The 22,119-nt window shown below is 66.3% G+C and carries 17 protein-coding genes, 1 rRNA gene, 2 pseudogenes and 1 riboswitch; of the genes and pseudogenes, 10 read left to right on the top strand and 10 right to left on the bottom strand.

Features of this window, described 5'->3' with window-relative positions:
* Nucleotides 1–3 precede the first annotated feature (3 nt).
* A 5S ribosomal RNA gene (gene rrf, locus G3N98_RS29125) occupies nt 4–116 on the top strand.
* A 581-nt stretch (nt 117–697) separates the two neighbouring features.
* Nucleotides 698–2,122, top strand: a complete 1,425-nt coding sequence (locus G3N98_RS29130; RefSeq protein WP_089433232.1) for an MFS transporter — start codon at nt 698–700, stop codon at nt 2,120–2,122.
* A 273-nt stretch (nt 2,123–2,395) separates the two neighbouring features.
* Here the strand turns inward: G3N98_RS29130 and G3N98_RS29135 are convergent, their stop codons facing one another.
* From G3N98_RS29135 to G3N98_RS29145, 3 genes are all read right to left on the bottom strand, one after another.
* Nucleotides 2,396–3,139 carry a 2OG-Fe(II) oxygenase gene (locus tag G3N98_RS29135; protein WP_089475710.1) on the bottom strand — a complete coding sequence of 248 codons (744 nt, stop codon included), beginning with the start codon at nt 3,137–3,139 and terminating at the stop codon, nt 2,396–2,398.
* 309 nt (nt 3,140–3,448) lie between these two features.
* A complete protein-coding gene (locus G3N98_RS29140; protein ID WP_089426683.1) occupies nt 3,449–5,041 on the bottom strand; it encodes an inorganic phosphate transporter in 1,593 nt (530 codons plus the stop codon).
* A gap of 161 nt (nt 5,042–5,202) precedes the next feature.
* Entirely contained in the window at nt 5,203–5,814 is a 612-nt protein-coding gene (locus G3N98_RS29145; protein ID WP_206150090.1) for a histidine phosphatase family protein, read from the bottom strand.
* A 45-nt stretch (nt 5,815–5,859) separates the two neighbouring features.
* A riboswitch (cobalamin riboswitch) is annotated at nt 5,860–6,002 on the top strand.
* Nucleotides 6,003–6,034: 32 nt separating this feature from the next.
* Between G3N98_RS29145 and G3N98_RS29150 the strand changes: the two genes are divergently transcribed.
* Both G3N98_RS29150 and G3N98_RS29155 read left to right on the top strand, forming a co-directional pair.
* The gene (locus G3N98_RS29150; protein WP_006488502.1) at nt 6,035–6,244 is read left to right on the top strand and encodes a CbtB-domain containing protein; all 210 of its coding nucleotides are present in this window, start codon (nt 6,035–6,037) and stop codon (nt 6,242–6,244) included.
* A 13-nt stretch (nt 6,245–6,257) separates the two neighbouring features.
* Nucleotides 6,258–6,980: a CbtA family protein gene (locus tag G3N98_RS29155; RefSeq protein ID WP_089433229.1), complete on the top strand. Its 723-nt coding sequence runs from the start codon at nt 6,258–6,260 to the stop codon at nt 6,978–6,980.
* Between the two features lie 20 nt (nt 6,981–7,000).
* Here G3N98_RS29155 and G3N98_RS29160 read toward each other — a convergent pair whose 3' ends face one another.
* The gene (locus G3N98_RS29160) at nt 7,001–7,909 is read right to left on the bottom strand and encodes a LysR family transcriptional regulator (protein WP_206150092.1); all 909 of its coding nucleotides are present in this window, start codon (nt 7,907–7,909) and stop codon (nt 7,001–7,003) included.
* Nucleotides 7,910–8,037: 128 nt separating this feature from the next.
* Here G3N98_RS29160 and metE point away from each other — a divergent pair, with 128 nt between their 5' ends.
* Complete coding sequence (gene metE / locus G3N98_RS29165; protein ID WP_206150093.1) at nt 8,038–10,332, top strand: 5-methyltetrahydropteroyltriglutamate--homocysteine S-methyltransferase; 2,295 nt, start codon at nt 8,038–8,040, stop codon at nt 10,330–10,332.
* A 106-nt stretch (nt 10,333–10,438) separates the two neighbouring features.
* Here the strand turns inward: metE and G3N98_RS29170 are convergent, their stop codons facing one another.
* The 3 genes from G3N98_RS29170 to speB all read right to left on the bottom strand — a co-directional run bounded on the left by G3N98_RS29170 (nt 10,439) and on the right by speB (nt 14,450).
* Nucleotides 10,439–11,941, bottom strand: coding sequence for a cytosine permease (locus G3N98_RS29170; protein WP_206150095.1), 1,503 nt, complete (start codon nt 11,939–11,941; stop codon nt 10,439–10,441).
* Between the two features lie 172 nt (nt 11,942–12,113).
* Nucleotides 12,114–13,439: an MFS transporter gene (locus G3N98_RS29175; RefSeq protein WP_174976175.1), complete on the bottom strand. Its 1,326-nt coding sequence runs from the start codon at nt 13,437–13,439 to the stop codon at nt 12,114–12,116.
* A gap of 54 nt (nt 13,440–13,493) precedes the next feature.
* Complete coding sequence (gene speB / locus G3N98_RS29180; protein ID WP_011353980.1) at nt 13,494–14,450, bottom strand: agmatinase; 957 nt, start codon at nt 14,448–14,450, stop codon at nt 13,494–13,496.
* Between the two features lie 140 nt (nt 14,451–14,590).
* Between speB and G3N98_RS29185 the strand changes: the two genes are divergently transcribed.
* Nucleotides 14,591–15,502 (top strand): LysR family transcriptional regulator, encoded by a 912-nt coding sequence (locus G3N98_RS29185; protein ID WP_043181461.1) that lies wholly within the window; start codon nt 14,591–14,593, stop codon nt 15,500–15,502.
* Nucleotides 15,503–15,628: 126 nt separating this feature from the next.
* Here G3N98_RS29185 and G3N98_RS29190 read toward each other — a convergent pair whose 3' ends face one another.
* A complete protein-coding gene (locus G3N98_RS29190; protein ID WP_206150097.1) occupies nt 15,629–16,093 on the bottom strand; it encodes an Lrp/AsnC family transcriptional regulator in 465 nt (154 codons plus the stop codon).
* 134 nt (nt 16,094–16,227) lie between these two features.
* Between G3N98_RS29190 and G3N98_RS29195 the strand changes: the two genes are divergently transcribed.
* The 3 genes from G3N98_RS29195 to G3N98_RS29205 all read left to right on the top strand — a co-directional run bounded on the left by G3N98_RS29195 (nt 16,228) and on the right by G3N98_RS29205 (nt 20,462).
* Complete coding sequence (locus G3N98_RS29195) at nt 16,228–16,854, top strand: LysE family translocator (RefSeq protein WP_089475577.1); 627 nt, start codon at nt 16,228–16,230, stop codon at nt 16,852–16,854.
* Between the two features lie 248 nt (nt 16,855–17,102).
* On the top strand, nt 17,103–18,710 hold the full coding sequence (locus G3N98_RS29200; protein ID WP_206150099.1) for a S53 family peptidase: 1,608 nt from the start codon (nt 17,103–17,105) through the stop codon (nt 18,708–18,710).
* Nucleotides 18,711–18,785: 75 nt separating this feature from the next.
* Entirely contained in the window at nt 18,786–20,462 is a 1,677-nt protein-coding gene (locus G3N98_RS29205; RefSeq protein WP_206150101.1) for a peptidase S1, read from the top strand.
* A gap of 75 nt (nt 20,463–20,537) precedes the next feature.
* Here the strand turns inward: G3N98_RS29205 and nadE are convergent, their stop codons facing one another.
* Nucleotides 20,538–21,386, bottom strand: coding sequence for an ammonia-dependent NAD(+) synthetase (gene nadE / locus G3N98_RS29210; protein ID WP_089475574.1), 849 nt, complete (start codon nt 21,384–21,386; stop codon nt 20,538–20,540).
* A 243-nt stretch (nt 21,387–21,629) separates the two neighbouring features.
* Nucleotides 21,630–21,998, bottom strand: a pseudogene (locus tag G3N98_RS29215) (DMT family transporter); the annotation flags it as partial.
* Between G3N98_RS29215 and G3N98_RS40400 the strand changes: the two are divergent.
* A pseudogene (locus G3N98_RS40400) lies at nt 21,975–22,119 on the top strand (arginine N-succinyltransferase); the annotation flags it as partial. The pseudogenes G3N98_RS29215 and G3N98_RS40400 sit on opposite strands and share 24 nt — an antisense overlap.

Here is a 22,119-nt window from a genome sequence, read left to right on the forward strand (position 1 = left end):
TTGCCTGATGACCATAGCGAGTCGGTCCCACCCCTTCCCATCCCGAACAGGACCGTGAAACGACTCTACGCCGATGATAGTGCGGATTCCCGTGTGAAAGTAGGTAATCGTCAGGCTCCCTAAGCCAGAAACCCCCGCCCGAAAGGCGGGGGTTTTTGCATTTGGGCGGCGGAAATGCTTCGGGGGACGGGATGGACAGCAGGCTGGATACAGCTCCGCGTCACCCCTACCTCCAGGCACGTTTCCCGGCGCCACACGTCAATCTGGCGGAAACCGGGGGGGGGCGAATGTGTCGGCCCAGGCCTCCAATGTTCTCGCGACGCTCTCTCTGTACCATACATCCATCGGCCTGCAATTAGTCCCCATCAGACGTCGATTTATCGACGAATGGCGCGATGATGGCTGACGATGGGCGACGTTTGTCGAAAATGGCTGGCAATTGATGTGTTCGGGCAAAAGGCATCTTGCACCATCTACCGGTCCTTCGACGCGGTGTATCGACGTGATCGCCGGCACACAACAAACTCAGCGCCAAATCGTCATAAAAATCTATGCGCATAAAGTCCATTCGGGCGACATGCCCTGCAGAGCGGGGTGCAAGCCCTTCGGGGTAATATCACCATTCGTCCCGATTCCCGGTGCTTCCACGCAACCGCCGGCGGTCGGGGTCCGCCGTATCCCGTCTCCAGCACCGTTCATGACTGATAGCCCTGCCCAAGGTGGTCGGACGACCGACTTCTTGCCGTATCTCGTCGCCGCAACGTTCTTCATGGAGTACCTCGACACGACCGTGATCGCGACCGCGCTACCGCAAATGGCGCGCTCGTTCGATGTCGGGCCGAACGCGCTGAGCCTCGGGATGACTGCCTATATGCTGGCGCTGGCAGTGTTCATCCCGATCAGCGGCTGGATCGCGGACCGCTATGGCTCGCGCACGGTGTTCGCCAGTGCAATCGTCGTCTTTACCGGTGCGTCGGTGCTGTGCGGGTTGTCCGAGGGTGTCGTGACATTCACCGCTGCGCGCCTGCTGCAAGGCGTCGGCGGGGCGATGATGGTGCCGGTCGGGCGCATGATCGTCGTTCGCAGCACCGAGAAGGCGAAGCTGATGCGCGCGATCGCGACGATCACGTGGCCAGGCATCGTCGCGCCTGTCGTCGGGCCGCCGATCGGCGGCTTCATCACGACCTATGCATCATGGCGGTGGATCTTCCTGCTGAACGTCCCGTTCGGCATTGCCGCACTGGTCTGCACCTGGCTGATCGTCCGGAACACGCGGGCCGACGAGCAACGACCGCTCGACTGGGGCGGCTTCGTGCTCGCCGGGGGCGCGCTGACCTGTCTGCTGATCGGCACCGAAGCGGCCGGCCAGCAGGACGTCCACTTTACGCGCGCAGCCGTCCTGGTGGGCGCGAGCGTGCTGTTCGGCATCGCCGCCTGGTGGCATGCGCAACGTTGCGCGCATCCGCTGCTCGACTTCACGACATTGAACGTGCCGACGTTCTCGGTGACCGTGATTACCGGGTCGATCACGAGGATGGCCATCAATGCGGTGCCGTACCTGCTGCCGCTGCTGTTCCAGATCGGTTTCGGGCTGTCGCCGTTCCAGTCCGGCCTGCTGCTGCTCGCGAGTGCGCTCGGCAATCTCGGGATGAAGGCGGGAACGTCGTGGATTCTCGACCGCTACGGCTTCCGGCGCGTCGCACTCGTCGACGTGACGATAGTCGGCCTCTTCACGATCGCATGCGGCTGGCTGACTGCATCGACACCATTGGCGATTACGCTGTTCGTCGTATTCGTCTACGGACTGACGCGGTCGATGCAGTTCACGACGCTCGCGACGCTGGCCTATGCGGATATCCCGGCCCAGCAGACAAGCGCGGCCAGCACGTTGTGGAGTGCTGCTCAGCAGATGACGATCGGGATGGGCATCGCGTTCGGTGCGTTGTCGCTTCGACTCGCGGCGTTGGTGCGGGGCGATGCGGCCGGCATGCACTACGTACTCGACGACTTTCGCTGGGCGTTCGTCGCAGCGGGCGTGCTCGCATTGCTGACGTTGCCGGGATACGCACGGCTCGCCTCCGACGCGGGTGATCGATTGCGGGCGAATGTGGCGCGCGGGTAGGTCGGGTTCCCATCGACCTTGTGCTGCGACAGGTGAGTGCTTCTGCTTCCTGTCGCTCACTTGAAACGTCGATCCGACGAGTCGCGACGGTCTGGCGCGAATCGAAAGCGATCATCTGCCGGATTGGATGGGTGAACTGGTCGCGCGCTGATGTCCTTTGCAAAGAATCCGGATTGGTAACGAGCGATTGGCACGTCGGATGCGCGGCATTTCCCGCACAAATCCGTCTGCGTGACGGATGGCTTGCGAGCATCGTGCGTATTCCGCTCGCCGTCACTGCGCGTCATGGAAGATGATGCCGACCGTGTGGCGGTGGCCGCTTCGAATCCGGCTGACGCCGTGGCGCAGGTTGACGCGATAGACGCCGCGCGTTCCCTGCACCGGCCTGCCGTGCACGGCGAAGATGACGGCGTCGCCTTGTGTCAGCGGCACCACTTCCGCGCGCGATTGCATGCGTGGTCGCTGTTCCGTCAGCACGAACTCCCCACCTGTGAAATCGCGGCCGGGCGCCGATAGCAGGATCGCGACCTGGAGCGGAAAGACGTGCTCGCCATACAGGTCCTGATGGAGGCAGTTGTAGTCGTCGGCGCCGTATTGCAGGATCAGCGGCGTCGGTCGCGTCTGTCCTGCTGCGTGGCAGCGATCGAGGAAGGCCGCGTGGTCTGCCGGATAGCGGACGTCGATCCCGAGTGCCTTGTTCCAGCGATTGGCGATTGGCGCGAGATGCGGGTAGAGCGTCGCACGCAGCTCGGCGATGACCGCGGGGAGCGGATACGCGAAATACTTGTATTCGCCGCGGCCGAACCCGTGCCGCGCCATCACGACGCGCGAGCGATAGAGTGCATCGTGTGGATAGAGTGACGCGAGCGTCGTACATTCGCTGGCCGAGAGCAGGCCCGGCACGCGCGCGCATCCGTAGCGATCGAGATCGGCATCGACAGTCATCCAGTCGATCGCGTCGACGCGTTGCGCAATTTCCAGTGATTCGACGGCAGGTTGCAGGTCGGCAATGTTCACGGGCATTCCTCGGTTCGTCAGCAATGTGGCGCCATGCAGTCGTGCGGAATGCTTCGGGCACGTCGTCCGCACGGTTGAGTCCACGATAAATGTTGATGAGCCCAGTCTACGGATGTCCATGCGCCGGCGCGCTCCAGATCTTGCGCTTCAATTCGGGAAAGGAAGAGGGTGAGCATTCGCGACGGCATGGGCGCACCGAATGCCTCGACGAGTCGAATTGGAGAGACGGAGAGACGGGACGGCGAGGGACGAGGGTCGAATCTTCCCAGCAGGTAGCCGGCTCCTCCCGGCTACCCGCTGCATCACCGCTTACGCCACCGACCGGAACAGCCAATAGAGCCCGCCGGCAAGCACGATCGACGCCGGCAGCGTCAGCACCCACGCCAGCACGAGGCTGCGCACCGTGCCCCACTGCAAGCCCGATCCGTTCGCCGCCATCGTGCCCGCGACGCCCGAAGACAACACGTGCGTCGTCGACACCGGCAATCCGTACACGTCGGCCGCGCCGATCGTGAGCATCGCGACGAGTTCGGCCGATGCGCCCTGTCCGTACGTCAGATGCTGCTTGCCGATTTTCTCGCCGACGGTCACGACGATCCGCTTCCAGCCCACCATCGTGCCGAGGCCCAGTGCGATCGCGACCGCCACCTTCACCCACGTCGGAATGAACTTGGTCGCGTGGTCGAGCTGCTTGCGATAGTTGTCGATCGCGAGCTTGTCGTCGGCGGCAAACGCGGGCTGACCGGACTTCTCGATCAGGCGGATGGCTTCGGATACCAGATACATCGTGTTGCGCACGTTGTCGACGTCACGTTGCGGCACGGCCGCCATCGAGCCCGATGCACCGACGGCGGTCGCGAGCGACGTCGACAACTGCTGTACGGCGGGGATCACGGCCGGCGTCAGTTCGCGATGCTGGACGTAAAGCTCGACGTCGGCACGCGGGTTCGCGGACGGTGCAACGCCGTTCGTGTACTTCCCGAACGTCGCGGCGGCCTGGTTCGCGACCGCCACGAAGGTCTGTGTCTCGGCCGGCGTGACGGCCTTGTTCAGCGCATAGGCGGTCGGCACCGTGCCGATCAGGATCAGCATGATGAGCCCCATCCCTTTCTGGCCGTCGTTCGAGCCGTGCGCGAACGACACGCCCGTGCAGGTCAGGATCAGCAGGCAACGAATCCAGAACGGCGGCGGCTGGTCCTTCGGCGGCTCCTTGTACAGCTCCGGAATCCGCACGAGGGTTTTCAGCACGAGCAGCAGCAGCGCCGCGCACAGGAAGCCGACGAGCGGCGAGAGCAGCAGCGACTTGCCGACGCCAAGCGCCTGGCCCCAGTCGACGCCGCTCGTGCCGGACGGCCCGTGCATCAGCTGGTTCATCAGCCCGACGCCGATGATCGACCCGATCAGCGTATGCGAGCTCGACGACGGCAACCCGAAATACCAGGTCGCGAGGTTCCATACGATCGCGGCGATCAGCAGCGCGAACACCATCGCGAAGCCCGCACCGCTGCCGACCTGCAGGATCAGCTCGACCGGCAGCAGCTGCAGGATGCCGAACGCGACGGCGCCGCTCGAGATCATCACGCCGAGGAAGTTCCACAGGCCGGACCAGATCACCGCGACGTTCGGTGTCAGCGAGTGCGTATAGATCACGGTGGCCACCGCGTTCGCGGTGTCGTGGAAACCGTTGACGAATTCGAAGCCGAGCGCGATCAGCAGCGCGGCGCCGAGCATCAGGTACGGGAACAGTGATCCTTCGCGCATCGGCGACAGATCGTCGATCAGGTGCGTGGCGATATAGATCGCGCCGATCGCGAGCACCAGCAGGAAGACGGCATAGCCGAGCTGCTTGGTGCGCTCGACGGAACCCGAATTGCTCGGGGCAGACGAAGCAGGTTGATTCATGACGGTATCTCGTAAGGGAACCGCGACCGATCCTAGCTTCGGCTAGCAGTCAGTTTGATGACAGCAGGGACAACGAACGGGGTGTCTTACAGCGACGTAAGGTGAACATCGCCAGGCAATTGCGATACGACGCGATACGTCGGCTCGTGTCGTGGTCGATATCACGAACGCGACACGGCGGGCGCCCAGGTCGCAGTGTCGCGCCGATCGTCGTCGGCGATCAACGTCCATCCGTGCGGCGACGCAGCGAATGTCGTGCACGACAGCGGTGCGACGTCGATGCGCGTTGCCGCGTCGGGATCCATCCGCAGCGCATGCGCGACGGCCGCGCGAACGATCGGTGCATGCGTGATGGCGACGATGTCGCGGCCGTGTTGCAGCGCGTTCAACCATGTGCCGACGCGGCGCATCGCTGCATCGAACGATTCGCCGCCGTGCGGCGACGCGGAGGGATCGCCGATCCACGCGCCCAATTCGGCAGGCAGGTCGCGCGCGAGGTCGTGCAGCCGCTTGCCGCGCCAGTTTCCGTAGTCGATGTCGCGCAGCGCGTCATCGATGTCGGCATGCAGGCCGAGCGCATCGGCGGTCTGCACCGCACAGCGGGCCGGGCTGCACAGCACGAGCGCGCCGGTCACGCGTGCCCATCGGTCGTGCAGCGCCGCGGCGTCGGCGAGCCCGTGCGCGTCGAGCGGATCGTCGTCGGGAAATGTCCCGGTGCGCATCGCCCGGGTCGAGGCGTGTGCGATCAGGCGCAGCGAGGCAGGCGTGTTCATGTCGTGTTTCGGATGATCCGGGACGAGTGAGTTCGATCACCCGTCGCCGCTTCAATACGCGAACGTTCGCGCGTACAATTCGCCCGATACGAAACGCGGAAGCCGGTGCAATCCCGGCGCGGTCGCGCCACTGTAACCGGTGATCCATGATCCCGGAAGCCAGACCTGCCTTCGTACCCATCCAACATTTGTCGGGGCGCGATTCCCCTGAGGTGCATCCATGAGCGAAGCAGTGCTGAAGCCGGCGGTCGTGCCGGCACCCATCCCCGTCCGTGAACTGTTGCCGTGGGCCGTGTTCGTCGGCCTGATCCTCTTGCTCGCGCTGTATTTCGTCGGTGCGGAACAAGGCGCGACGTCGCTGGTGCCGGGCATGTATGTCCACGAGTTCGTCCACGACGGCCGCCATCTGCTCGGCTTCCCCTGCCACTGACGCGGAGTTCACGATGGTCGGAAAGCTGCTCATGCGCGGGATGCTCGCAGGCATCGCCGCAGGCCTCCTCACGTTCGGTTTCGCCAAAATCGTCGGCGAACCGCAAGTCGATCAGGCAATCTCCTTCGAGGAAAAAACCGAAGCCGCTCGAGGCGAAGCACCGGAACCCGAACTGGTCAGCCGCCACACGCAAGCCGGCCTCGGTCTGCTGACGGGCGTCGTGACCTACGGCGCGGCATTCGGCGGGCTGTTCTCGCTCGTCTTTGCGTATGCGTATGGCCGAGGCAGCCGTCTCCCGGCACGGCCGCTGGCTGCGTGGCTTGCGCTGGCGTCGTTCGTCGCGCTCGTGATCGTGCCGAACCTCAAGTACCCGGCCAATCCGCCGTCGGTTGGCGACCCCGACACGATCGGCTATCGCACGGGTTTGTTCTTCCTGATGATCGCGATCTCGGTCGCGACGATGGTGTTCTCGGTCAGCGTGCGCCGCCATCTGCTGGCGAAGCTCGGGCAGTGGAACGCGTCGATCGTCGCCGGGCTCGTGTTCGTTGCGATCATCGCGGCCGTGCAGATCGGGCTGCCGTCGGTCAGCGAGTTGCCGGCCGATTTCCCGGCGGCCTTGCTGTGGAAGTTCCGCGTGGCGGCCATCGGCATGCAGGTGATCATGTGGACGACGATCGGCCTGCTGTTCGGCGCATGGGTCGAGCGCGGCGAACGCATCGGCATGCGCGCCGCCTGACGCATTCCTCTCGGGCGCGCCTAGCGCAGCATGCGCGGCGCGCTCCACGTCGATTCGCGCGCCAGCGCGACGAACGCGGCCAGATAGTCGATCGATGCATCTGCTTCGCGAATGCCGAGGAAGATCTGCTTCGCGATCCCCTTCTTGCCGAGCTTGACCGGCACGACCGGCATCCGGTCCGTGTATTCGTCGGCAAGCCATCTCGGCAGCGCGGCTACGCCGCGCCCGCTCGCCACCATCTGCAACATGATGTCGGTCGTCTCGATCGACTTGTGTCGCCTCGGCACGATGCCGGCCGGCGTCAGGAACTGGTTGTAGATGTCGAGCCGGTCGGTTTCGACCGGGTAGGTGATCAGGATCTCGTCGGTCAGCTGCTCGGGCGTCACATAGTCGGCGTTCGCGAACCGGTGTGAATCGGCGACCACCAGCACCTGCTCGTAATCGAACACAGGGTCGAAGCGCAGGCCCGGCTTGTTCAGCGGATCGGGCGTCACGAGCACGTCGATGTCATAGCCGAACAGCGCGCCGATGCCGCCGAACTGAAAGCGCTGCTTCACGTCCACGTCGACGTCGGGCCAGCGCGACAGGTAGGGCGACACGACCTTCAGCAGCCACTGGTAGCACGGGTGGCACTCCATCCCGATGCGCAGCGTGCCGCGCTCGCCCTTCGCGTACTGCTTCATCCGCTCCTCGGCGAGCTCGAACTGCGGCAGCAGCCGGTGCGCCAGCTTCAGCAGATACTGCCCGCCCTGCGTGAGCCGCAGGCCGCGACCCTCCCGATCCCAGATCGGCGTGCCGAGCTGCTGCTCGATTTTCCGGACGGTGTGGCTGAGCGCCGATTGCGTGAGGTGCAGCACATGGGCGGCCGCGGTCAGCGAGCCCTGGCGCTCGACCTCACGAATGACGACGAGATGGAATCGTTCCAGCATGGATATCGCTCGCGCAACAAATGCATGAGTAACTTTAATGGATGAATGAAATAATGCCATTTTATTTCATGGTTTGAAATCCCTATCATGGCTCCCGGACATTCAATTTCTCTTCTGGACGGCAGCCCATGGTCACGACACACAACCTCGGTTTTCCGCGCATCGGCGCGAAGCGCGAACTCAAGTTCGGTCTCGAACGCTACTGGAAAGGCGAATCGTCGCGCGACGAGCTGAAGGCGCTTGGCGCCGAGCTGCGCCGGCGTCACTGGAACGACCAGCGCGGCCTGGACCTGGCGCCGATCGGCGACTTCGCGTTCTACGATCAGGTGCTGGACATGAGCTTCACGCTCGGCAACCTGCCGAAGCGCGTGCAGGGCTTCCACGGCGACGTGCTCGACAACTATTTCCGTGTCGCGCGCGGCCGTTCGGCGCAGTCGACCGAAGCGCATGCCGCGTGCTGCGGCGGGGTCGCGGCCGGTGAAATGACGAAGTGGTTCGATACGAACTACCACTACATCGTGCCGGAATTCCACGCGGACACGAACTTCTCGCTCGACCCGTCGCGCCTGCTCCAGCAACTGGCGGAAGCGCAGGCGCAGGGAGTGGCCGCGAAGCCGGTGATCCTCGGCCCCGTCACGTATCTGTGGCTCGGCAAGGCGAAGGACGATTCCGACCGTCTCGCACTGCTGCCGAAGCTGTTGCCGGTGTACGGCGCGCTGCTCGACACGCTGACCGCGCAGGGCGTCGAATGGGTGCAGATCGACGAGCCGATCCTCGTCACCGAACTCGACGACGAATGGCAACAAGCGTTCAAGACCGCATACGCCGCGCTCGAAACGCGCCGCATCAAGGTGCTGCTCGCGACGTATTTCGGCCAACTGCAGGGCAATCTGGCGCTCGCGAGCTCGCTGTCGGTCGACGGCCTGCATGTCGATGCGATCAACGCACGCGATGAAGTCGACGCGCTGGTGCGTGACCTGCCGGCCGGGCGCGTGCTGTCGGTGGGCGCGATCAACGGCCGCAACATCTGGAAGACCGACCTGAACGCGACGCTCGACTGGCTCGAGCCGCTCGCGAAGCAACTGGGCGGTCGCCTGTGGCTCGCACCGTCGTGCTCGCTGCTGCACGTACCGGTCGATCTCGCGAACGAGGAGAAGCTCGATGCGGAAATCCGTTCGTGGCTCGCGTTCGCGCTGCAGAAGCTCGACGAGCTGAAGGTCCTCGCGACCGCACTGAACGAAGGCCGCGACAAGGTCGCCGACGCGCTGGCCGCGAACGCCGCCGCGATTCATTCGCGCCGCCAGTCGCCGCGCGTGAACAACCCGGCGGTGAAGGCCGCGATCGCCCGGATCGACGCGCAGCTCGGCAACCGCGCGAGCCCCTATCCGCAGCGCGCGCCGAAGCAGTCGGCACGCCTGAACCTGCCGGCGTTCCCGACGACGACGATCGGCTCGTTCCCGCAGACCGGCGAAATCCGTCAGGCCCGCAGCCAGTTCAAGGCCGGCGCGCTGGATGAAGCCGGTTACCGCGCGGCGATGCAGGCCGAGATCGAACGCAGCGTGCGCGAACAGGAATCGCTCGAACTCGACGTGCTCGTGCACGGCGAAGCCGAGCGCAACGACATGGTCGAGTACTTCGGCGAGCAGCTCGACGGCTACGCGTTCAGCCGGTTCGGCTGGGTGCAGTCGTACGGTTCGCGCTGCGTGAAGCCGCCGATCCTGTTCGGCGACATCAGCCGCCCGAAGGCGATGACGGTCGAATGGATCACGTACGCGCAGTCGCTGACGAACAAGCCGATGAAGGGCATGCTGACCGGCCCCGTGACGATCCTGAACTGGTCGTTCGTCCGTGACGACCAGCCGCGCTCGGTGTCGTGCTACCAGCTCGCACTGGCGATCCGTGAAGAAGTGCTCGATCTCGAGAAGGCCGGCGTGCGCGTGATCCAGATCGACGAGGCCGCGCTGCGCGAAGGGCTGCCGCTGCGCCGCGCGCAGTGGGGCGAGTACCTGAAGTGGGCGGTCGAATCGTTCCGCATCACCGCGAACGGCGTGCGGGACGATACGCAGATCCACACGCACATGTGCTATTCGGAGTTCAACGACATCATCGCGTCGATCGCCGACATGGATGCGGACGTGATCACGATCGAGACGTCGCGCTCGGACATGGAGCTGCTCGACGCGTTCGACACCTTCAAGTATCCGAACGAAATCGGGCCGGGCGTGTACGACATTCATTCGCCGAACATCCCGACGCAGGAGCACATCGTCGGCCTGATGAAGAAGGCGGCCGAGCGGATTCCGGCGGAACGTCTGTGGGTGAACCCGGACTGCGGCCTGAAGACGCGCCAGTGGGCGGAGGTGATTCCGGCGCTGACGAACATGGTCGCCGCCGCGAAGACGCTGCGCAACGCGGTGCAATAACGCGCGCAGGTTGCGTGCCGGCCGCCGCGCTCGATGGTCGGGCGGGGCGGCCGGCGGCGTGATTCATGCCGTGACGGGCGGGCCCGGTGTCACGGGCAGTGCGGGATCATGCGCGCTCGTGTTCGAGGGGGCCCGCGAGCGTCTCGGGTGATGGTGTTTCGGCAATGATGCGGCGTTCGCGTGCGAGGTCGAGCGACCGCGACAGCAGCCAGTACGCCGCACCCGCGACGACCAGGCCGACGAGCCACGCGATATCCACGCCGCCGAGCATGCGAGCGAACGGCCCGACGAAAATCTCGCGGTTTGCTTCGGCGTCGAAGATGTAGAAGAACGGCACCATCGCCGCGAAGCCGACGAGGTAGGCGACGATGCCGCGCGGTTGCCACGCGCCGTAGAGCCCGTTCGGCACGAAGAAGTGCGCGATCGCATAGTGACCGCGGCGCACGAAGAAATAGTCGACGAGATTCACGGCGGTCCACGGCACGAGGAAGTAGAGCATCAGCGTCAGGAACGTCTGCAGCAGCGCGATGCCGTTGCCGCGGATCGCGAATACGCAGGCAAGCACGAACGTGCTGATCGCGATGATCGATGCAACGCGCGCGCGGCGCGTCGGCCGGATCGGCACGATCGAATCGGCGGCGGTCAGTACGGTCAGCATCGCGCTGTACGCGTTGAGCGCGATGATCGGCAGGAAGCCGACCAGCGAGACGATCGCGATCAGCTTGCCGAGGCCCGGCATGAGCGACGTGCCGACGTCGTTCATCGCGACCAGCGCATCGGCCGCATGCAGCTTCTGCGCGAGCCACGCGCCGAGGCCGATCATCCAGGTGCCCGACAGCGACGCGCCGGCGAAGATCACGGCGATCAGCTTCGCACGGCGCGTGTTTTTCGGCAGATAACGCGAATAGTCCGACACATACGGGGCATACGAAATGTTGTAGCTCGCGGCGATCGCGAATTGCGTGGCGAACGCGATCCAGTTGAAGCCTGGCGCGGCAACCGGTGCAACGGCGGTGGGTGCCGGCGTCACATGGCCGAACGCGAGCGCGAGTGTCACGAGCGCATAGAGCGGCAGTGTCGCGATCAGCGCCCACGTGAAAGTCCGATGCATCAGGTCGTGGCCGTAAATGGCGAGCAGCGCGCCCGTCGTCACGGCGGCGACGGCGACGAAGCCGCCATCGATGCCGAATACGTTGTGCACGCCGTCGACCAGCAACGACACGTTGACGACGTTGAAGCCGACGAACACGAACAACGTCGCGAGCAGCGCGACGATCACGCCGCGATAGCCGAACTGTGCGCGCGACTGGATCATCTGCGGCAGCCCCATCTCGGGCCCCTGCGAGCCGTGAAACGCCATGAAAATCGTGCCGAACATGATCCCGAGCGCGCCCGCGAGCGTCGTCCAGCCGGCGGACAGGCCCATGCCAGGCCCGACGAAGCCGATCGAGATCGTGAAGAAATGGAAGTTGCCGAGGAACCAGAACGGTCCCTGGCTGGCGAGCTTCGCGTGGCGCTCGTGTTCGGGAATGTAGTCGATCGAGTGGTGCTCGATCGCAAGGCGGGCCGATTCGGTGCGACCGAGATCGAGGGTGTCGGGGCGGGTCATGACGACTTGTCTCCTGGGTCGTGCGCGGTTCGGCAGGGCGACCGCGTGCGCCCGCCTGCCGCGACGTCCGCGTGGCACGCGATGAATAGCGTGGAACCGGGGGGCGGTGCGACGCACCGCCGGGGCGTGCGACGAAAAACGGGCAGGCGAGGGGCCTGCCCGTTGCGAGCGATTACGCGGTGCGTGCGCCGCGCGGCAGCGGCGTTTCCTTCCGGTTCGCCGCGCCCGCATCGTCGATGCTCACGCGGCGCGAGATCAGCCACACGCACAGCGACGACAGGATCGCGGCGCTCGTGTACTGGAGCGCAAGCGGCCACCATTGCGGCGCGGTGTTCTGCGCGATGATGGTCGCGACGAGCGGCGTGAGGCCGCCGGCGAGCGCGCCGCACACCTGGTACGCGATCGAGATCGCCGTGTAGCGGATGCGTGCGACGAAGATGCCGCTGACGAAGCCTGCGACCACCGAGTAGTAGCCGGATTCCGCGAGCGTCGCGAGGCCGACGCCGACCGTGATCGACAGCGGCGTGCCCATGTGCACGAGCGGCAGCATGACGAACGGGACGATCGCGGCCCATGCGCCGGTGATCAGCAGCACGCGCGTGGTGCCGAAGCGCTGCGCGAGGAACGCGGCCGCGAGTTGCACGACGAACTGCAGCACGGCGACGATCGTCATGCAATGCAGCACCATCGACCGGTCGAGCGACAGGAATTGCGTCGCGTAGCTGATCATGAAGATGTTGCTGAAATACACGCCGGCGATGCCGTACACGTTCGCACCGATCGCGAGCAGCAGCAGCGGCCAGTACTTGAGCGCCTCGCGCAGCGGCTTTTGCGCGATGTTGCCGCTCTTCTTGACTTCCTCGAACTCGGGCGATTCCGACACGCTCGCGCGGATCACGAAGCCGACGATCAGCAGCACGGAACTCGCGAGGAACGGCACGCGCCAGCCCCAGCTCATCATGTCTTCCTTCGACAGCGTGCTGATCGCGCCGAACGCGAGCATCGACAGGATCAGGCCGCTCGCGCTGCCGAGCTGCGCGAACGACGCGAAGAACGTGCGCTTGCCTTCCGGCGCATGCTCGCCGGCGAGCAGCACCGCGCCGCCCCATTCGCCGCCGACCGCGATGCCTTGCAGCACGCGCATCAGCACGAGCAGGATCGGTGCGATCACGCCGGCTTGCGCATGGGTCGGCAGCAGGCCGATCGCAACCGTCGACACGGCCATCAGCATCAGCGTCGCGAGCAGCGAGCGCTTGCGGCCGAAGCGGTCGCCGAGGTAGCCGAACATCACGCCGCCGAGCGGCCGCGCGAAGAAGCCGACCGCGAACGAGCCGAACGACGCGAGCAGGCTGATGAAGCGGTTTTCGCCGGGAAAGAACAGCGGCCCGAACACGATGGCGGCGGCGGTCGCGTAGCTATAGAAGTCGTACCACTCGATCGTGGTGCCGACGAACGACGCGAGCGCCGCCCGCTTGGGTTGCTTGACGGAAGTCCCCATCTTTATGTGTGCTCCTCTGAATCCTCTGATTTGGAATAGGTGGCGGCGCGGGGATCAGTCGCGGTACGCGACGCCCGGCAGCACGCACAGCAGCTCGTACGCGAGGTTCGCGCCGAGCAGCGCCGTGGTGCCGAACGGGTCGTACGGCGGCGCGACTTCGACGAGATCGCAGCCGACGATGTTCAGCCCCTTCGCGCCGCGAATGATCTCGAGCGCCTGCGGCACCGTGAGGCCCGCGATTTCCGGCGTGCCGGTGCCCGGCGCGTAGGCCGGGTCGATGCCGTCGATGTCGAAGCTGATGTAGACGGGCGTGTCGCCGACGCGCGCGCGCACTTCTTCCATCAGCGGCGCGAGCGACTTGTTCCAGCATTCCTCGGCCTGCACGACGCGGAAGCCCTGCTCGCGGCACCAGTCGAAATCCTCGGCGGCGTAGCCGGTGCCGCGCAGGCCGATCTGCGTGACCTTGTCGCCGTGCAGCAGGCCTTCCTCGACCGCGCGGCGGAACGGCGTGCCGTGCGCGATCTTTTCGCCCATCATCGTGTCGTTCACGTCGGCGTGTGCATCGACGTGGATCAATGCAACCTTGCCGTGCTTGCGGTGGATCGCGCGCAGGATCGGCAGCGCGATCGTATGGTCGCCGCCGAGCGTGATCGGCTTGCAGTCGTGCTCGAGGATCGCGTCGTACGCCGCTTCGATGCGCGCGATGGAATCGTGCAGGTTGTACGGATTGATCGCGACGTCGCCGATGTCGGCGATCTGCAGCGAATCGAACGGTGCGGCGCGCGTGGCCATGTTGTACGGGCGCAGCAGCACGGATTCGGTACGGATCTGGCGCGGGCCGAAGCGCGCGCCGGTGCGGTTGGAGGTGCCGAGATCGAACGGCACGCCGACGAAACAGGCGTCGAGGCCTTCGGCGCTCGCCACGTGCGGCAGGCGCATCATCGTCGCGATGCCGCCGCAGCGCGGCATTTCATTGCCGCCGAGCGGCTGGAAATGGGTGTGGTCGTTCATGGGGTTGTCTCTTCCGATGTGGGGTTGCCGTATCATGCGACGCGGCTTGACGCACAGTTTTACGCGCTCGGCCCGCAAAGAAGAATGCGAAGATATCGACGTAAACATCGATTTTCATCGATGTATGGAAGGGGATGAACGTGCTGGGGAATCTGTCGACCCTCGATCTGCGGTTGATCCGCGTGTTTCTCGCGGTCACGGACGCGGGCGGCGTCTCGGCCGCGCAGGCGGTGCTGAACGTCGGGCAGTCGACGATCAGCGCGCAGCTTTCGTCGCTCGAGACGCGGCTCGGCTACCGGCTCTGCGAGCGCGGCCGCAGCGGTTTCCGGCTTACGCCGAAGGGCGAGCGGTTTCACGCGATGAGCCGCAAGCTGCTCGCCGCGCTCGACGAATTCGGGATGGCCGCGCGGCACATGGACCGCCAGCTGGTCGGCACGCTGCACATCGGCCTGATCGGCCATACGCCGGTGAGCCAGAACGCCCGGATCGCCGAGGCGATCGCCGCGTTCCGCACCCGCGACGAGGCCGTGCGTTTCTCGATTTCCGTGCGCGCGCCGGGCGATCTCGAGGAGAAGCTGCTGAGCGACGAGATCCAGATCGCGGTCGGCTACTTCTGGCACCGGGTGCCGTCGCTGCACTACACGCCGCTGTTCATCGAGCGCCAGGTCGCGTACTGCGGGCGCGGCCATCCGCTGTTCGACGGCGCCGGCGCGCTGACGCCGGCCGACGTCGCGGGCTTCGAATGGGCGTGGCGCTCGTATCCGCTGCCCGAAGCGCAGATGTCGACGACGCCCGACCGCGTGACCGCGACCGCCGACAACATGGAGGCCGTCGCGCTGCTGATCCTGTCCGGCCACCACCTCGGCTACCTGCCGCAGCACTTCGCGGCGCCGTACGTCGCGCAGGGGCTGCTCACGCCGCTCAATCCGGAGCAGCTGCGCTACGACGTGACGTTCCACATGGTCGTCGCGCGCAACGGGCGCGGCAATCCGCTCGTGGAAGCGTTTCTCGAGGATCTCGAACGCGCGCACCAGCCGCCCGACATCGCATAGGCTGCCGGCCTCAACAATGTGAACGAGTGTTGCGGCGGTGCAGCCCGACGCGGCCCACATCGATCGGCGTCGACGTGACGGACCGGGCGCCCGGATCGGCTTGCGCGTGGCGGCCGCCCACCGGCATCACGGCACCGGCAGCCCCGCGTCGTGCTTGACCTCGCGCAGCGACAGTGCCGATTCGATCGACGTCACGCCCGGCAGCATCCGCAGCGATTCGCGCAGGAACGTGCCGTAGTCGTCGAGGTCACGCGCCACGACCTGCAGCAGATAGTCGGCCGTGCCCGCCACGTTGTGGCACGCCAGGATCCGCTCGATGCCAAGGACTTCCCGCTCGAAGCGGTCGGCGGTCTTGCGATCGTGCGTCGCGAACTGCACGAGCACGAATGCGACGACGCCGAAACCGAGCGCCTGGCGTGACAACTGCGCGCGGTAGCGCTCGATGTAGCCGTCGTTTTCGAGGCGCTTCAGGCGCCGCGCGCAGGGCGTCTCGGAAAGACCCACGGAATCGGCGAGGCGCGCGATCGGCAGGCGGCCGTCGCGCTGCACCGCGGCAAGGATGGCGCGGTCGGTTTTGTCGAGTTCGGTCATGTTGGCGGAATCCTTTTATGGATTTCATGATTGTGGCGGATTCCGCTACGGATCGCCAATCCTGAACCAAAGATGGCCAATAATCCCTCGCCCTCTGGCGGCAACATATCGTCGTAAGAGGACAGGGGCAGCCCATGATTTCCACGCATTTGCTGTTGATTTATCTCGCCGCGCTGGCGGCCATTTACGCGGTGCCGGGGCCGGACATGGCGCTGGTGCTGCAGACCAGCATCGGCCGCGGCGTGCGGCCGGGGATGGCGGCGGCGGCCGGCCTGTCGCTCGCGCGCACCGCGCACGTGACGCTGTCCGCCTGCGGCGTCGCCGCGCTGATTCGCAGCGCGCCGTGGCTGTACGAAGTGATCCGCTACGGCGGCGCGCTCTATCTCGCCTATGTCGCGATCCAGGTGTTCCGCTCGCCCGTGTTCGCGCTCGGCGACGGCGATGCGGCGGCCTCGGCGGGCGAGCTGCGCCAGTCGTTCGTGAAGGGCCTGCTCACCAACCTGCTGAACCCGAAGGCGCTGCTGTTCTGCTCGGTGCTGCTGCCGCAGTTCGTGCGTCCCGAGACCGGGCCGGTCGTGTTGCAGATGTTCGAGCTGGGCGCACTGCTGGTGGCGGCCGGCGTGTGCTTCGACCTCGCGTGCGTGTTCGGCGCGTCGCGGATCGCCGCGTGGATGCGCGCGCATCCGCTCGCGCAGACGGTGCAGCGCTGGACGTTTTCTGCTGCACTGATCGGCTTCGCGCTGCGCCTGTCGATGGACTGAGTGCCGATGCGGCGGCGCGCCGGCGCAGGTCGCGCGGCGCGTCGCCGCACCGGATGAGGGCCGTGTGCAACGCCGGCCCGTGCGTGCGCCCCGTCGCAGAAGGGCATGCGCGCAAATCGTCTGACTGTTCTAAACTCCCTGTTACTTCGCGCTGCGCGAACCCGACCGACCGAACGGAACCGTCTCCCGCCGGCCCTGTCCGATTTCCTGGCTGTTCCGTGCAACGCGGTACCAAGGAGGGTCTGAACATGGCAAGGCATCTTCACGCCGACCGTGAACCCCGAATCGTCGCCGAGTCCAAGTGCCTCGGCCCGTGCGATCCGGCAGAACGCATCCACGTCACGATCATGTTGCGGCGGCAGGAAGAAGGGCAACTCGATACGTTGCTTCACCAGCTCGCCACCGGCGACGCGCAAGCGAAACCGGTGTCGCGCGCCACCTTCGCGCAACGCTTTTCCGCCAATCCCGACGATATTCGCAAGGCCGAGGACTTCGCGCATCGTCATCAGCTGACGGTCGATCGCGTCGATCCCGTTGAAAGCGTCGTCGTGCTGTCCGGCACGATCCAGCAGTTCGAAGCCGCGTTCAGCGTCAAGCTCGAGCGCTTCGAGCACAAGTCGATCGGCCAGTATCGCGGCCGCTCCGGCCCGATCGCGCTGCCCGACGATCTCGGCGATGCCGTCACGGCCGTGCTCGGCCTCGACAGCCGTCCGCAGGCGCGGCCGCACTTCCGGCTGCGACCGCCATTCAAGCCCGCGCGCGGCGGCGCGGCGGGCGTCACGTTCACCCCGATCCAGCTGGCCTCGCTGTACGGCTTCCCGGCCGGCGACGGCGCCGGGCAATGCATCGCGATCATCGAGCTCGGCGGCGGCTACCGCGCGGCCGACATCCAGCAATATTTCCGAGGGCTCGGCATCACGACGCCGCCGACGCTCGTCGACGTGAACGTCGGCACCGGCCGCAACACGCCGACCGGCGACCCGAGCGGCCCGGACGGCGAAGTCGCGCTCGACATCGAGATCGCCGGCGCGATCGCGCCGGCCGCGAAGATTGCCGTGTACTTCGCGCCGAACAGCGACGCGGGCTTCATCCAGGCCGTCAACGCGGCCGTCAACGACACGACCAACAAGCCGTCGGTGATCTCGATCAGTTGGGGCGGCCCGGAAGCGATCTGGCAGGCGCAGTCCGCGCAGGCGTTCAACCGCGTGCTGCAGGCGGCCGCCGCGCAGGGCATCACGGTGTGCGCGGCATCGGGCGACAGCGGTTCGGGCGACGGGCTGCAGGACGGCGCCGATCATGTCGACTTCCCCGCATCGAGCCCGTACGTGCTCGGCTGCGGCGGCACACAACTCGACGCGCTGCCCGGGCAGGGCATCCGCAGCGAGGTCACGTGGAACGACGAGGCAGCCGGCGGCGGCGCGGGCGGGGGTGGCGTCAGCACGCTGTTCGACCTGCCGGCGTGGCAGCAGGGGCTGAAACTCACGCGCGCCGATGGCAGCAGCGCACCGCTCGCGAAGCGGGGCGTGCCGGATGTGGCGGGCGACGCGTCGCCGCAGACGGGCTACGAAGTGTCGATCGCGGGCACGGCCACGGTGATGGGCGGCACGAGCGCGGTCGCGCCGCTGTGGGCCGCGTTGATTGCGCGGATCAATGCGGCGGCGAGTGCGGCGGCGGGCGGTGCGACTGCCGGCTGGATCAATCCGGTGCTTTACAAGAATCCGGGTGCGCTGCGCGACATCACGCAGGGATCGAACGGTACGTACGCGGCCGCGCAGGGCTGGGATGCGTGTACGGGCCTCGGCAGCCCGAACGGCGCGCAGCTCGCCGCGATCCTGACGCGCAAGCCGTCGAGCTGACGGCCGCGGGAGACGTCTTTCCGTATGGCGCGGGCTTCCGGTCCGCGCCTTTTTCTCACCTCCAGGAGCAGCACGATGGGCATCGATTCCGCATCTTCCGGCGGCGTGTATCCGCTGCATCACGGCGACCACAACTCGCATGGCGTGCCGCCGACCATCAACCCGGTCGCGCTGAGCCACGGGCGCGACCAGCCGTTCTTCGATCCGGTCGCGTACGGCAATGGTCCCGACGACTCGGTGACCGACACGACCGAGGCGGCCGCGATCACGCATCACACGATCCTGATCGACGGGAAGCGCATCGCGTACACGGCGACGGCCGGCCACCTCGTGACGGTCGACCCGAGCAGTTCGCAGCCGGCGGCGAAGCTCTTCTACGTCGCGTTCACGGCCGACGGCGCGAAGGAAGAAACGCGGCCCGTGACGTTCTTCTATAACGGCGGGCCGGGCTCGTCGTCGGTGTTCGTGCTGCTGGGGTCGTTTGCGCCAAAGCGCATCAAGACGTCGATGCCGGGCTTCACGCCGCCCGCGCCGTACCAGATGGAAGACAACCCGGACAGCATGATCGACCACAGCGACCTGGTGTTCATCAACCCGGTCGGCACCGGCTATTCGGCTGCGGTTGCGCCGAACAAGAATCGCAACTTCTGGGGCGTCGACCAGGATGCGGATTCGCTGAAGCAGTTCATCAAGCGCTACCTGACGAAGAACAACCGCTGGAATTCGCCGAAATACCTGTTCGGCGAATCGTACGGCACCGCACGCAGCTGCGTGCTCGCGTACAAGCTGCACGAGGACGGCGTCGACCTGAACGGCATTACGCTGCAGTCGTCGATCCTCGACTACCGGCAGGCCGGCAACCCGGTCGGCGCGCTGCCGACCGCCGCGGCCGATGCGTGGTATCACAAGAAACTCGGCGTCACGCCGGCGCCGACCGATCTCGGCGCGTTCGTCGAGGAAGTCGCGCAGTTCGCGCGCACCGACTACCTGACCGCATTGCGCAACGTGCCGCATGCCGACCCGGCCGCCGTGACGAAGCTGTCGCAATACACGGGCATCGACACGGCAACGCTGCAGACCTGGGGGCTCGACATTGCGGGTTACAACGCGCGCGGCAATTCGCTGTTCCTGACGACGTTGCTGCAGGCACAGGGGCTGGCGCTCGGTTCGTACGACGGCCGCGTGACCGGGATCTCGTCGGGCATCGCCGGCAAGATCGACCCGAACTCCGGCGGCAACGACCCGACGATGACGGCCGTGACGGGCGTCTATACGGCGATGTGGAACAGTTACCTGAACGAGCAGTTGAAGTTCACGTCGAGTTCCGCGTTCACCGACCTGAACGACCAGGCGTTCCAGAACTGGGATTTCCATCACACCGACCCGACCGGCGCGCAGCAGGGCATCGACGCGCAGGGGAACGTGATCCTCTACACGGCCGGCGATCTCGCGGCGGTGATGGCGTTGAACGTCGACCTGAAGGTGCTGTCGGCGAACGGCCTCTACGATTTCGTCACGCCGTTCTACCAGACCGTGATCGACCTGCAGCAGATGCCGCTCGAGGATCAGAAGGTGCGGCAGAACCTGTCCGCGCGTTTCTATCCGTCGGGGCACATGGTGTATCTCGACGGCGGCTCGCGCACCGCGCTCAAGCGCGATCTCGCGGCGATGTACGACGCGACAGTCAGCGATACGGGTGCGCGGCTGCGGATTCGTGCGCTGCAGGCGACGAAGACCGGCGGGCACGCGTAACGGTGCCTGTCGGCAGGACGCCGCGCGCAGCCGTGACGGTGCGCGCGGCGTTGTTTTTTGGCGTGGGCGGCCGGCTTACGCGGCCGGCCAGTCGAACATTGTGTACGGCAGCGCGCGCTTGTGGCGCGACGCGTCGTAGAAGCGCAGCACGGTTTCGTACACGTGGTCGGCGACGGGCTTGCCTTCGAGGAAATCGTCGATCTCGTCGTAGGTGACGCCGTACGCGTGCTCGTCGGGGCGCAGCGGGCGCAGTTCCTCGAGGTCGGCCGTCGGCACCTTCATCACGATCAGTTCGTCGCCGCCGAGCGCACGGGCCACCGCGCGCACGCGACGCTTGTTCAGCCCCGCGAGCGGCAGGATGTCCGCGCCGCCGTCACCGAACTTCGTGAAGAAACCCATCAGCGACTCGGCCGCGTGATCGGTGCCGATCACGATGCCGCGCCGCGCGCCGGCCACCGCGTACTGCGCGATCATGCGCTCGCGCGCCTTGACGTTGCCGTGCACGAAGTCCTGCTGGGCCGGCGTCTCGAACGCATGGCCGGACGCGACCAGCGCGGCGAGCATCGCGTCGGCGGCCGGCTTCACGTTGACGGTCAATTCTTCGTCCGCACGGACGAACGAGAGCGCGCGCTGTGCATCGGCTTCGTCGTTCTGCACGCCGTTCGGCAAACGCATCGCGATGAAGCGCGCATCGTAGCCGCCGGCGCGCAGCTTTTCGACCGACAGCTGGGCGAGCCGGCCGGCCGTCGACGAATCGACGCCGCCGCTGATGCCGAGCACGTAGGTCCGCAGGCCGGTTGAACGCAGGTATTGCGCGAGGAACTCGACGCGGCGGGCGATTTCGGCCTCGGCGTCGAAGTGCGGGGCGACGTTCAGTTCGGCAATGATCGCGCGTTGGCGGCTGGCGTAATCGGCGGATGTCATGAAAGGAGTTCCGGAACGAAATCAAGGCGCCCATCATAAGCGCAATCGCGGCGCGGTGCCGCGCCGGGCGTGCGATACGGCGATTTCGCGTTGCATCGGCGAGACGGGCCGCGTCGTCGTGGTGCACGGTGCGCCGGGCGGGTGCGACGATGCCGCGTAACGGGCGTTCGAGCGGCCGGTATGCGATGCGCGTGGCGGCTGGTGTGGGCGCGGCTGCATGGCGCCCCCACACGGTCGGCCGCGTCAGCGCCGCGCGAGCACGACGCCCACCAGCGCGAGCGCGAAGCCGGCGAGCTGGATCGCCGCGAGCGTTTCGCCGAACAGCCAGTAGCCCTGCAGCGCGGCCAGCGGCGGCGCGAGAAACAGCAGCGACGTCGCGCGTGCGGCATTGCCGCGCCGCAGCATCCACATCAGCATCGTGACCGCGCCGCCGGACAGGAACACGACACCCCACACGAGCGACACCCACAGCGCCGGCGCGCCGATCCAGCGCGTCTCGTGCAGCAGCACGACGAAGATGGCCGCGACGATCGCCGCACCGAAGTTCTGGATGGCCACCGCCGTGCGCAGGTCGCTCTGTGCGAGCTTGCCTTTCTGGTACAGCGAGCCGGCTACTCGGAACCGTTCTACGCGTTCCGCAACGACGCCTTGATCCACGCGTCGCGCGAGCTGCACGTGAACCGCAAGATCCACGCGCTCACGATGTCGCACGAGCTGACCGGCAAGAGCCGGC

It is taken from the genome of Burkholderia sp. Tr-20390, assembly GCF_017104595.1.
Taxonomy (GTDB): domain Bacteria; phylum Pseudomonadota; class Gammaproteobacteria; order Burkholderiales; family Burkholderiaceae; genus Burkholderia.